Here is a 12092-nt window from a genome sequence, read left to right as displayed (position 1 = left end):
GTGCGGCCTACGCTAAGCTGTGCCGCCTACGCCAAGCTCTGCAGCATCCGCTTAAGAAGACATGTCAAATATGACATGTCTTCAGGCGAGGATGTGACCGCCCCTTCCGGATGTCGCAGCCTGAAGGAATTCTAGTTGGTCAGGCTCTTGCCCAGGCTGCCGCCCTCTGCCCTGCCCAGCGCCCGGTCGCGAGGCAGGCTGAGATCAGGTATCCACCGGTCGGCGCCTCCCAGTCCAGCATCTCACCCGCCACGAAGATCCCCGGCAGGTCGCGCAGCATCAGGTTCTCGTCCAGCGCACTGAAAGGTACGCCTCCAGCGGTCGATATCGCCTCGTCCATGGGACGCAAGCCGGTATTTCGGATCGGCAGCGCCTTCAGCACACGCGCGGTGGCGCGCAGCCCATCCGGGAGCGGGCGGGCCATTTCCTGCACCAGGGCAATCTGCGCGGGCGTGAGGTTCAGCACCTTGCGCAGATGATTTGACAGGCTCGCCTTCCCGCGCGGCCTGGACAACCGCGCCGTGATCTCCGGCACCGTCAGGTCAGGCAACAGATCGACGGTCAGGGCATGCCCCTCGCGCACCCCACGCGAGACCGAATAGATACCGCCACCCTCCAACCCACGGGCCGAAAGGCTCGCCTCACCGCGCGAAGAAAAAGGACCGGCAGACCATGCGCCGCCCTTGATCGGTGCGCCAAAGTGCCGAGTCATATGGTCGGACCAGTCAATCGCCACACCCGCGTTTGCCGGTGCGAAGGGCGCCGAATCAACGCCCCGGTCCTTCAGGATCCTCGCCCAATTGCCGGTCGCCCCCAGGCGTTGCCAGCTCGCCCCGCCCAGCGCCAGCACGGTCACATCCGGCCACAACGTCAGTGCACCCTCCGGCGTCCGAAATACCAGCGCGCCATCCTGCCAACCCTGCCAGTCGTGGCGGGTCAGGACCGTCACGCCCAAGTCGTCCAATCGACCCATCCAGGCCCGCAGCAGCGGGGATGCCTTCATGGCGACAGGAAAAACGCGGCCTGTCGAACCGGTAAACACCTCCTGCCCCAGCGCCCGCGCCCATTGCTGCACGGCGCTTGCGTCAAACGCCGCAGTCATCGGCTCCAGCGCACCCCGTGCCTCGGCGTAGGCTTGCAGAAATTCAGGTGCCGGTTCGTCCTTGGTCAGGTTCAGCCCGGATTTCCCGGCCATCAGGAACTTGCGCCCCACGGAAGGTTTGGCCTCGCACAGAGTGACCTTGCAGCCCGCTGATGCAAGCATCTCGGCCGCCATCAGTCCCGCGGGGCCGGCCCCGATCACCACCGCATGGCTCATCCCGGCGCCCGCAGGAAAAGAAGCGGGGCAGAAAGGCCAATATCCATCACCAGAACCTTGTTTCTTGCGGCAAACACGCCATCCTCATGCCTGCACGGCCCCGGAGTATCAAGGAATTTGAGATGATCAAGACCGCGCCGCACCCCACATGCCCCCTTTGCGGCCGCGAAATTCCGCCCGATGTGCCGCAGTCGCTGCATCACCTTGTACCGAAACTCCGTGGCGGCAAGGGCGGGCCAACGGTGCTGATGCACCATATCTGCCACCGCGAGGTTCACGCGACGCTGAGCGAAACCGAACTGGCGCGCAGCTACAACACGCCCGAGGCTCTGCGCGCGCATCCGAGGCTGGCGAAGTTCGCCGCCTGGGTGGCAAAGCGGCCCCCCGGCTTCCGCTCCAAAGTGCCGGGCGGCATGCGCAAGCGGTAGTTGACGCGGCTGCGCGCAGGCTTCAGGGTCCGACGCAACCAAAGGAGAGCAAAATGCGAACGGTTCTTATCCTGGCGGCTGCCCTCATGCTGGCGTCCTGCGACGTGCCGTTTGTGCCGCTGATCTAGGCGCCGCACATCCGCTTGATCCCGGTTGCGATCTCCGGCTTGGCGGCCACCGTGTCGGCGGCGAGCGTCCGGGCGTGGTCGCACAGCGCATCCGGCTCGACGATCCTGTCGATCAGGCCAAAAGTCAGAGCCTCGTCCGCAGTGATTTTCTGGCCACCCATCAGGATCAGTTTGGTCCGCGCGGGGCCGATCAGCGCCGCCATGCGCGCAGGGTCGGAGGGCTGCGGCAGAAACCCGAGCTTCATCACCGGGTAAAAGAACTTGGCGTGCGGCACGGCGATGCGGATGTCGCAGGCCAGTGCCATCCCCATCGCGCCACCCGCCAATGTCCCGTTCAGCGCCGCGATGCTAAGTCCCGGAAGCGCCGCGATGGCGCCTGACAAACGCTCCCAGACATCGGACGTCGCGAGCCCCGCGCGCGCAGCCTCCAGATCGGCACCGGCGCTGAACACACGGCCCTTTCCCGTCAGAATTACAGCCCGGGCAACCTGCGCCGCCTCCATCACCTCGGCCAGTTCGGTCAGCATGGCGTGGGTCAGTGAATTGGCCTTGTCGGGGCGGTCGATGGTGACGGTCCAGATGTCCCCGCTGCGGTCGCATGAAATCATGCAAGACCCACCGCGCGGCGGATGTCCTCGTCCCTGAGCGAGATCTCTTTTCCCTTGAACCTGTCAGCCTCGGCACCGCACATCCACAAAAGGCATTTCGCGGGCCATTCCGGGGGAATGTGGTCTTCCCAGGCCAGTTTGCTGACAGGGTTGATGCCGGATGCCTTGATCTCTCGCTGCATCTGGGTCGCGACCGTGCCGGGTGACAGGCCGATGGCACGGATGCCGTGCTGGGCCTCCTCGGCGTCGAGACTGCGGTTCAGCATGTTCACCGCCGCCTTGGAGGCGCAATAATGGCTCCAGCCCTCGATCGCGTTGTGCGCAGCACCCGACGAGATCGTCAGAACCGATCCACCACCCGCCTCGCGCAGTGCCGGCAGAACCGCGTGAATGCAATTGAAGACACCCTTGAGGTTGATGTCGATCACCTGGCCCCAGTCGTCTGGATCGGCGTCCGCCAGATGCGAGATCGGTTCGATCACACCGGCATTGTTGATCAGCACATCGAGCCCGCCAAATGCGCTCAGTGTCGTGGCCACGGCAGAAGATACCTCGCCGTAGCGGGCCACGTTGCAAGGGATTGCGATGGCCTTGTCACCGATTTCCCCAACCAGATCGGCCAGCGCGTCTTGCGACCGCGCCAGCAGCGCCACATTCGCCCCCGCCTTGGCGAAGACACGCGCGGTTTCCGCCCCGATGCCGCGGCTGGCACCCGTAATCATCACTGTCTTGCCGGTCATGTCCATGAAAGTGCTCCTTGGTTCGGGGAAGTTTTGCATAGCGTCCGTGCCCTGTGGTAAAGCCGTGAAATGGGATGGTCCAGCCCAGACCACCCTTGACCCCGCGCGCCCGTTGTCAGAGGCTTCGCCAAGATTTGCGATAAGGATATTCTCATGTTCCATCTGAACTCAGCCCCGCTCGGCGTCGGTCTTCCGGCGATGCTATTGTCTACCGCAGCCTGGGCCGACCTGACGCCCGAACAGGTCTGGGGCGACTGGCGCCAGTACATGGAAGGCATGGGCTATGAAATCACCGCGTCGGAAAACGCGGCTGGCGGGACATTGACGGTCAGCGATCTGAAGATGGACATGCCCATGCCGGAGGACGGCGGCGAAGTCTCGATGATCATCGGCACGCTCGAATTCACCGGCAACGGCGACGGGTCCGTCGCCATCGTCATGCCCGACCGGCTGCCGCTGTCGATGTCCGCCACCGGGACCGCGACTGACCCCGGCTTCACGCTTAACCTGGACTACCTGCAAACCGATCACAGCATCATCGTCAGCGGCACCCCGGAAAACATGACGTATGCCTATGACGCCGGCACTGTCGGGCTGAAGCTGACCGAGCTGATCGTCGACGGCAAGAGCTATGGCGAAGAGAATGCCAAGATCGACGTGACCGCCAGCGATTTTACCAGCCGCACCACAATGACCATCGGCGACACCCGCAGCTACGAGCAGACCGGCCAGATCGGCGATGTCACCTACGACCTTTTCGTGCATAACCCCGAGCAGACCGGCCAGCTTGCCATGCAGGGCAGCATGTCGGACCTGACGCTTGAGGGCACCGGAACCATCCCGCTGAATACCGTCAGCGCGGCGGATATGTCTGCGATGATCGCCGCAGGCTTCGATATGTCGGGTATCATCTCGTACGGGTCGGGCAACACCGGCATCAATTTCCAGGATGAGGAAGAAGGCGACTTCGCCAGCGCCACGTCTTCGCAGGGCGGCGAGCTGAGCGTTTCGATGGGACCCGACGGCATTGCCTATTCAGGCTCCCAGAAAGATACCAAGATGAACGTCAAGGTGGCCGACCTGCCGTTCCCCATCGACATCAGCATGGCGCGTGCGGGCTTCAAGCTGGAGGCGCCGGTGGTAAAATCGGACGAGGCGCAGGATTTCGCGCTTGGTCTCACGCTGGGCGATTTCGTCATGTCGGACATGATCTGGGGAATCTTCGACCCCACGGGCCAGTTGCCGCGCGATCCCGCGACCGTCGAACTGGATCTCAGCGGCCAGGCAAAGCTGCTGGTGGACTACATGGATCCCGAGGCCGCGGCGCAGCTTGCCGGCCCTCCGGGCGAAGTCGAAGCCCTCAGCGTGAACACGCTGGTGGTGGATGCCGCCGGGGCGCGACTTGAGGGCAAGGGCGATGTGACGTTCGACAATTCGGATATGACCACCGTTCCGGGCATGCCCAAACCGGTCGGTGCAGTCGATCTGTCGCTTGCAGGCGGCAACGGCCTGCTGGACAAGCTGGTGGCGATGGGCCTGCTGCCCCAGGACCAGGCGATGGGTGCCCGGATGATGATGGGTCTTTTCGCGGTGCCGGGCGGGGAGCCCGACACGCTGACCTCCAAGATCGAATTCACCGAGGACGGCCAGATCCTCGCGAATGGTCAGCGCATCAAGTAACACGGTCATTTTTGACCTGACGGGGGCGCGGCACTGGCGGCGCCCCTTTCGCATTGCCGCCACCCGGCTGCGGCGCACGAGGTTCCTCCGCAAGGGACCGCTCTTGCCCTGACGCGCGTGGGGGATTACCTCTGCGCGGACCCCGAATGGAGCCTGCCACATGCCACAGCCCCTCGAAGTGCTGACCAAATCGCTATTGCTTGCCGCGGAAAAAGCCGGTGCCGACGCTGCGGATACCAAGGCCGTCCGGGCCAGATCGGTTTCCGTTGACGTACGCGGCGGGAAGCTGGAACAGGCGGAACGGGCCGAAGGCACGGATATCGGTCTGCGGGTCTTTGTCGGCAAGCGGTGCGCCACGGTCTCGGCTTCGGACACATCGGACCGCACCATTGCAGAGATGGCCGAACGGGCTGTCGCCATGGCGCGCGAGGCCCCGGAAGATCCCCATGTCGGGCTGGCAGAGCCCGATCAGCTTGCCAAAGACTGGGATACCGAGGCGCTGCAACTGGTCGATCCCACATCGGAGCCGTCGCCCGAGGCGCTGCAGGAGGATGCTGCCGCGACCGAGGCCGCCGCGCTTGCCGTGAAGGGCGTAAGCCAGCTGCAATCCGCCAGCGCGGGCTACAGCGCGCAACAGATTTTCCTCGCCACCAGCAACGGTTTCGAGGGCGGCTTCGGCCGGACCAACCGGGGATTGTCCTGCGTCGCCATCGCGGGCAGCGGCACGGGCATGGAGCGGGATTACGACGGCGACAACCGCCTCTTTCAGTCCGATCTGCGGCAAGCCGATGCAATTGGCCGCACCGCCGCAGAGCGTGCTTTGGCCCGGCTTGGCGCGCGCAAGCCACCCACCGGCACATTCCCCGTGCTCTTTGACGAACGGGTCGCCTCTTCGCTGATCGGGCACCTTCTGGGTGCGGTGAACGGCAATGCCGTCGCGCGCGGCGCGTCCTTCCTGCGCCACGCCATGGGAGAGGCCGTGCTTCCCGATCATCTTTCGCTGACCGAAGACCCGCACAGGCCGCGCGTCGGCGGCTCGCGCCCCTTCGACGGAGAGGGGCTGCCGACCCGGCGGCGCATGATCGTGGAGAACGGCGTGCTCAAGGGCTGGACGCTGGACCTTGCCTCTGCGCGGAAACTTGGGATGCCGCCCACCGGAAACGCGGGGCGTGGCACCTCATCCGGGCCGTCGCCCACCGTCTTCAACGTCTCGCTGACCCAGGGCGAGGCCAGCCGGGACGACCTGATCCGCGATATGGGAACCGGGCTGATCGTTACCTCGATGATCGGGTCTACCATAAATCCGAATACCGGGGATTACTCGCGCGGTGCCAGCGGCCTTTGGGTCGAGAATGGTGAAATCACCCATGCGATCAATGAATGCACCATCGCGGGCAATCTGCGCGATATGCTGCGTGCCATTGTGCCCGCAAACGATGCCCGGACCCATCTGAGCCGTGTGGTGCCCTCGCTGCTTGTGCCGGGAATGACCCTTGCCGGCGCATGATCTTCCTCTGCTGATCGACGCCGCACGCATCGCCGGGCGGGTCGCTACCGGATTTGCCGGCAAGACCGCGCGCCGCTGGGACAAACCCGGCGACGCGGGTCCCGTGACAGAGGCCGACCTGGCGGTGAACGATGTCCTTCAGACTACACTGCGGCTTGCCCGGCCCGATTACGGCTGGCTGTCGGAAGAGACTGAGGACACTACGGAAAGGCTGGGAAAGGACCGGGTCTTTATCATCGACCCCATAGACGGCACCCGCAGTTTCGTCGAAGGCTCCAACACCTGGGCGCATTCGCTGGCGGTCGCCGAGGCGGGAACGATCACGGCGGCGGTTGTCTACCTGCCGCTGCGTGACAAGCTATATGCCGCCGCCAAGGGTCTGGGGGCAACGCTGAACGGCGCGACGCTTTGCGCGGGGCAGCAGCCCGACCTGTCGCGGACGACCGTTCTGGCTGCGAAGCCTGCGCTGATGGACCACTTCTGGCACTCGGGCAACGCCCCGACCTTCAAGCGCAGTTACCGGCCTTCGCTGGCATACCGGCTCGCGCTGGTGGGGGAGGGCCGTTTCGATGCGATGATCACGCTTCGCCGGAGTTGGGAATGGGACATCGCCGCGGGCGCACTTATCGTGACCGAGGCAGGCGGCACCTGTTCCGACCAAAGGGGTCAACCGCTGGTATTCAACAATGCGGACCCTCGTTTGGACGGCGTTGTTGCGGGCGGCGCCCCGACGCAGGCGGCGCTGATCGCCGCCCTTGCCTGAACCGCGCCATCTGGTACGACAGGAACACTCCCACGTGACAAAGGACATCCAATGACACAGCGTTTGCACCTCGTATTCGGCGGTGAACTGGTGAAACCCACGGAAACCGCGTTCAAGAACGTGGATGACATCCACATCGTCGGCATCTATCCGAACTACGCCAGCGCCTACGACGCCTGGAAGACCGAGGCCCAGCGGACGGTGGATAACGCGCACATGCGCTATTTCATCGCCCACCTGCATCGGCTTCGGGACGAAGAAGCCCCCGCATCCCCGACCGAAGAGCTGGGCTGATCCCGACATGAGCCGATCGCTGGGGCTTGCGGCGTACCGCGCCATGGTCCGGCGTGGCGGTGGCGACGTGGTGCCGCCGGACCTGCCGCGTCCGGAGGGCGAACTGGTCTGGATACACGCCGCCGAGAGCCGCAACCTGCTGGCGGTTCATGACCTTGCCATGCGGCTATGTGCTGTACGGGCCGATCTGAACGTGCTGATCACCCTGCCAGAGGACGAGGACACCGCAGCCGCGCTGCCCAAGGCAGGTGGCCAGATCATCGTCCAGCCCGTGCCCGGCGAACACACCGCGGCTGTCCAGGCTTTCCATGCGCATTGGCAACCCGATTGCTGCATCTGGGTCTGGGGCGCGCTGCGCCCCAATCTGGTGCTGGAGACCGCTGCGCGGGGCTGCACCCTGTTCCTGATCGACGCGGACAGCCGCGGCTTCGACGGGCGTCGGGACCGGTGGCTGTCCGACCTGACCTACCGGCTGCTGTCGGAGTTCGATTTCGTTCTGGCCCGCTCAGAGGCGGGTTTGAAGCGATTGCTGCACCTGGGCTTGCCGCGGCGCGCCGTCGCGGTGACGTCTCCCCTCATGGCGGGCGGGCAGGCCCTGCCCTGTGCCGACTCCGATCTTGCCGATCTCTCTGCCGTCATCGCGGGCCGGCCTGTCTGGTTCGCGACCCAGTTGCAGCTCAAGGAGTTTCCCACGGTGCTCTCGGCGCACCGGCAGGCCATGCGCCTGTCGCACCGGCTGCTTCTGGTGCTCCAGCCCGCGGATCAGGGAACAAGCGCGGAAGCCGTGGCGCTTTCCCAGTCGCGCGGCTTTGCCACCGTGAACTGGAGCGATGGCACCTTTCCCGACGAGACGACCCAGGTGGTAATCACCGACGACCCAGGCGACCGGGGATTGTTCTTCCGGCTCGCACCGGTGTCCTTTCTCGGGTCCTCGCTGGTGCAGGGTGAAAGCGGCTGTGACCCCTTTGATGCCGCAGCACTTGGGTCCGCCGTACTCTATGGCCCGAAGGTGCGGCATTTCATGGGGTCCTATACCCGGCTCGCGGCAGCGGGGGCGGCGCGCATCGTAAATGACGCGGATGCGCTCGGCACTGCGGTATCGCGCCTGATCGCCCCTGACCAGGCGGCGACCATGGCCCATGCAGGATGGGACGTGATCAGCCAGGGCGCTGCCCTGATGGACCGCGTCACCGATCTGGTGCAGGACGCGCTGGACGACAAGGTGAGGGAGGGCTGATGCGGGCACCTGGTTTCTGGCACAAGGCGCAGCCCGACTGGCGCGCGCGCCTGCTACAGCCCCTGGGCGCAGTTTACGCGCAGGCCACCGCGCGCAGGCTGGCGCAGGGACGGCGCGAAAAGCTCGCCGTGCCGGTGGTCTGCGTCGGGAACATCAACGCGGGCGGTACCGGCAAGACCCCCACGGTCATGGCCGTGGTCGAACACCTGCGCGGTCTTTTTCATACGCCGCACATCGTCTCGCGCGGGTACGGCGGCACGCTGGAGGGACCGGTCCGGGTGGACCCTGCGCGCCATACGGCGGCCCAGGTCGGGGATGAGCCGCTGCTGCTGGCCGCTTTCGCCGAGGTCTGGGTCGCGCGTGACCGCGCCGCCGGGGCGCGGGCCGCACAGGCAGACGGGGCAAGCGTGGTCATCCTTGACGATGGCTTTCAGAACCCGGCCCTGCATCATGATCTCGCCATCGTGGTGGTCGACGCGGAGAAGGGGTTTGGCAACGGGCTGTGCCTGCCTGCCGGTCCGCTGCGCGAACCGGTGGCGACCGGGCTGCAGCGCGCCGATCTGCTGCTGTCGATCGGCGACGCCGCCGCCCAGGAAAAATTCACCGCACCTGACCTGCCGGCGCACCTGCCGCATGCGCGCGCCACCCTCGCGCCCCTCCAGACGGGAATGAGCTGGGACGACACCACCGCACTTGCCTTTGCCGGAATCGGTCATCCGGAAAAGTTCTTTTCCACGCTCAGAGGTCTGGGCGCGACACTCGTGCATGCCGAGGCATTGGACGATCATCAGCCGCTGACGTCCGCACTGATGACCCGGCTGGAGGCGGATGCCGCCGCACGGGGCGCGCAGCTTGTCACCACAGAGAAGGATGCGGTCAGGCTGCCCGCCTCATTCCGGAGCAAGGTGATCACGCTGCCCGTGCGGCTGCAACTGGCAGAAGACAACCCCCTGTTTGCGGCGCTGGACGCGCTGCCAAGGCCGGACTGACGCCCGGTTCAGTTGTCCTCACCCAGTTTCGGGGCAGGGCGATGCAGTGCCAGCTTCGCGTCCGAAAAGCTGAACGGCGAGCGCAGGCCCGGCACGCCGTCCAGTTCGATCTGCATACCCCGCGCGACCACCTGCGGGTCCGCCATCACGTCGGACAGGTCGTTGATCGGCCCGGCCGGCACGTTGTTCTGTTCGCAGGCGGCGAGCAGATCGTCACGGCTGCGCAGGCACGTCGCAGCATTCAAGCGGCGGATCATCTCGGGACGGTTCGCGACCCGGTCGGCATTCTTGGTATAGTCGGGCGATTGCGCCATGTCGTCGAGACCCAGCAAACGGCAGAGGCGCTGGTACTGGCCGTCGTTTCCGGTCGCGATGATGATATGTCCGTCCGAACATTCGAAAACCTCGTATGGCGTCAGGTTCGGATGGGCGTTGCCCATGCGGTTTGGCGCCTTGCCCGTGGTCAGATAGTTCATCGCCTGATTGCCCATGATCGAGACGGCACAATCCAGGAGCGCCATGTCGATATGCTGCCCCCTGCCGGTACGACTGCGCTGGTGAACGGCGGCAAGGATCGCCGTCGTCGCGTAGATCCCGGTGAAAATGTCGGTGATCGCCATGCCCGACTTCTGCGGCTGGCGGTCCGGCTCTCCGGTCACGGACATCAGCCCCGACATGCCCTGAATGATGAAATCGTAGCCTGCGCGGTGAGCATAGGGCCCGGTATGCCCGAAGCCGGTGATCGAACAGTAGATCAGATGCGGAAACTCTTCACGCAGGCTGTCATAGTCCAAACCATACTTGGCCAACCCGCCGGTTTTGAAGTTCTCGATCAGGATATCAGCGTCGGCCAGCAACGCCTTGACCCGGGCAACGCCTGCGTCGGTGCGGAAATCGACGGTAATCGACTCCTTGCCGCGGTTGGTCGAGTGAAAGTAACTGGCCGACTGATCCTCGTCGCGTGTGATGAAGGGCGGGCCCCACTGGCGGGTATCGTCACCCGCCGGGCTTTCCACCTTGACCACGTCGCAGCCAAGATCGGACAGGGTTTGCCCCGCCCATGGTCCGGCAAGAATCCGGGCCAGTTCAACGACCTTCAGACCAGCAAGGGGCGCTTCCATCAGCCGTCGAGTTCCGCGTCGATCAGCGCCTTGAAGTCTGCATAGGACATGTTCGACTGCTTGGTGCCGTTGATGAGGAAGCTGGGGGTCGAGGTGATGTCATCGCCCTCACGGTTCTGGGTTTCCCAGGCGACCAGGGTCTGCGCCTTTTCCGCGTCCTGCAGGCAAGCGTTCAGGGTCTCATTGTCCATGCCTGCCAGACGTCCGATCTTGCGCAGACCGTCTACGATTGCGGTCGGTTCGCCCGCGCGGGCCCAGTCGGACTGCCCCTTGTAGATCAGATCGGCGATACCGAAGAACTTCTCTTCGCCGCCGCAGCGGGCGACCATCGACGCCCAGAGACCGGGGCGGTCGAAATAGACTTCGCGGTAGATCATCCGCACTTTTCCGGTGTCGATATACTCGGACTTCAGCTGCTTGAACGGCCCCTGATGGAAAGCGGCGCAATGCGGACAGGTGAAAGACGCGTATTCGATGATCGTCACCGGCGCATCGGCATCGCCAATGGCCATTTCGCGGATGCTGGAGGTATCGACATCGGCTTCGGTCGATTGCGCGTTTGCCGCACCGACGATGGCCGTCGAGCCAGGCTGCGACAGATTGCTTGTGAGAGCCCAGCCGCCCAGGCCCGCAACGGCGACACCGCCCAGAATCAGATTTCTACGTTTCATGTGGTCTTCCTTTAGTGCTTTTCAGCGGTTGTTCCTGTTCAATATGTTCTCGCCCAGACGTGCAAGGGCATCGCGCAATCCGGTGTCCGCCACCTGCCCGGCGGTGGCCGCCGCCTTCTCGCGCAGGGCGGGATCGGGCTCGGCCTTGGTGGCGGGCTTGCGGTGGCCGAACGCCACCTGACCCTCCTGGAAACCGGTCGCAGCTGTCTGGGTAATGCGCACCCGCGCGATGGCGTTGTAGCCATAGACCGCATTCACCTTGGCGCGCAGCTGTTCCTTCTGCATCTCCAGCATCGGCGCATTGGCACCGGTGGTCAGCAGGGTCAGCGTCGCGCCGAACCCACCACGGCCATAGCTGACCTCGACCGGCTGGCTGATCGCGGCGATGTCCTGCCCCACGATTTCCACCCATTGGGTCAGCAGCCGCGACTGCGCGAACCCCCGCGATTCGGAGGCCTTCCGGATCTGGCCGGACAGCAGGCTGTCAGTGCGTTTGAAACCGTAGGTTCCGGTGCGACGGGGGGGCATGGGCTTGTATCTCCGATCCTGGCGCATACCATAACGGTCTGACACATCAACACCACCCCAACACCGCCCGAGGACCCGTC

13 protein-coding genes are annotated in these 12092 nt (G+C 64.8%); 7 read left to right on the top strand and 6 right to left on the bottom strand.

All coding sequences use genetic code 11. The features are described 5' to 3' along the window. Positions 1-139 precede the first annotated feature (139 nt). Positions 140-1318, bottom strand: a complete 1179-nt coding sequence (locus FIU94_RS06535) for a TIGR03862 family flavoprotein (RefSeq protein ID WP_152465013.1) — start codon at positions 1316-1318, stop codon at positions 140-142. A gap of 122 nt (positions 1319-1440) precedes the next feature. Here FIU94_RS06535 and FIU94_RS06530 point away from each other — a divergent pair, with 122 nt between their 5' ends. Continuing rightward, the gene (locus FIU94_RS06530; RefSeq protein ID WP_152465012.1) at positions 1441-1746 is read left to right on the top strand and encodes an HNH endonuclease; all 306 of its coding nucleotides are present in this window, start codon (positions 1441-1443) and stop codon (positions 1744-1746) included. Between the two features lie 124 nt (positions 1747-1870). Here FIU94_RS06530 and FIU94_RS06525 read toward each other — a convergent pair whose 3' ends face one another. Then, complete coding sequence (locus FIU94_RS06525) at positions 1871-2482, bottom strand: enoyl-CoA hydratase/isomerase family protein (RefSeq protein WP_152465011.1); 612 nt, start codon at positions 2480-2482, stop codon at positions 1871-1873. Then, positions 2479-3228, bottom strand: coding sequence for an SDR family oxidoreductase (locus FIU94_RS06520; RefSeq protein ID WP_152465010.1), 750 nt, complete (start codon positions 3226-3228; stop codon positions 2479-2481). Before FIU94_RS06520 ends, FIU94_RS06525 begins: the two co-directional genes overlap by 4 nt. 147 nt (positions 3229-3375) lie before the next feature. Between FIU94_RS06520 and FIU94_RS06515 the strand changes: the two genes are divergently transcribed. The 6 genes from FIU94_RS06515 (at position 3376) to lpxK (ending at position 9692) form a co-directional block, all read left to right on the top strand. Next, the gene (locus FIU94_RS06515) at positions 3376-4902 is read left to right on the top strand and encodes a DUF2125 domain-containing protein (protein ID WP_152465009.1); all 1527 of its coding nucleotides are present in this window, start codon (positions 3376-3378) and stop codon (positions 4900-4902) included. Positions 4903-5062: 160 nt separating this feature from the next. Next, positions 5063-6409 carry a TldD/PmbA family protein gene (locus tag FIU94_RS06510; protein WP_152465008.1) on the top strand — a complete coding sequence of 449 codons (1347 nt, stop codon included), beginning with the start codon at positions 5063-5065 and terminating at the stop codon, positions 6407-6409. Next, positions 6396-7172, top strand: a complete 777-nt coding sequence (locus FIU94_RS06505; protein ID WP_152465007.1) for a 3'(2'),5'-bisphosphate nucleotidase CysQ — start codon at positions 6396-6398, stop codon at positions 7170-7172. Before FIU94_RS06510 ends, FIU94_RS06505 begins: the two co-directional genes overlap by 14 nt. Positions 7173-7223: 51 nt before the next feature. Further along, positions 7224-7466 (top strand): DUF4170 domain-containing protein, encoded by a 243-nt coding sequence (locus FIU94_RS06500; protein WP_152465006.1) that lies wholly within the window; start codon positions 7224-7226, stop codon positions 7464-7466. Between the two features lie 7 nt (positions 7467-7473). Beyond that, positions 7474-8703 (top strand): 3-deoxy-D-manno-octulosonic acid transferase, encoded by a 1230-nt coding sequence (locus FIU94_RS06495; protein ID WP_152465005.1) that lies wholly within the window; start codon positions 7474-7476, stop codon positions 8701-8703. Beyond that, positions 8703-9692: a tetraacyldisaccharide 4'-kinase gene (gene lpxK / locus FIU94_RS06490; RefSeq protein WP_172975859.1), complete on the top strand. Its 990-nt coding sequence runs from the start codon at positions 8703-8705 to the stop codon at positions 9690-9692. Before FIU94_RS06495 ends, lpxK begins: the two co-directional genes overlap by 1 nt. Positions 9693-9700: 8 nt before the next feature. Here lpxK and FIU94_RS06485 read toward each other — a convergent pair whose 3' ends face one another. Genes FIU94_RS06485 through FIU94_RS06475 form a run of 3 tightly spaced genes read right to left on the bottom strand, consistent with a single transcriptional unit; the run spans position 9701 to position 12012 of the window. Further along, complete coding sequence (locus FIU94_RS06485; RefSeq protein ID WP_152465004.1) at positions 9701-10813, bottom strand: CaiB/BaiF CoA-transferase family protein; 1113 nt, start codon at positions 10811-10813, stop codon at positions 9701-9703. Further along, complete coding sequence (locus tag FIU94_RS06480; RefSeq protein ID WP_152465003.1) at positions 10813-11484, bottom strand: DsbA family protein; 672 nt, start codon at positions 11482-11484, stop codon at positions 10813-10815. The genes FIU94_RS06485 and FIU94_RS06480 overlap by 1 nt, the downstream gene beginning before the upstream one ends. 21 nt (positions 11485-11505) lie before the next feature. Continuing rightward, a complete protein-coding gene (locus FIU94_RS06475) occupies positions 11506-12012 on the bottom strand; it encodes a DUF721 domain-containing protein (protein WP_152465002.1) in 507 nt (168 codons plus the stop codon). Positions 12013-12092 lie beyond the last annotated feature (80 nt).

The organism is Sulfitobacter sp. THAF37, from assembly GCF_009363555.1.
Taxonomy (GTDB): Bacteria; Pseudomonadota; Alphaproteobacteria; order Rhodobacterales; family Rhodobacteraceae; genus Sulfitobacter.
Note: the sequence above shows the minus strand (reverse complement) of the source record. Positions and strands in the feature narration are given on the sequence as shown.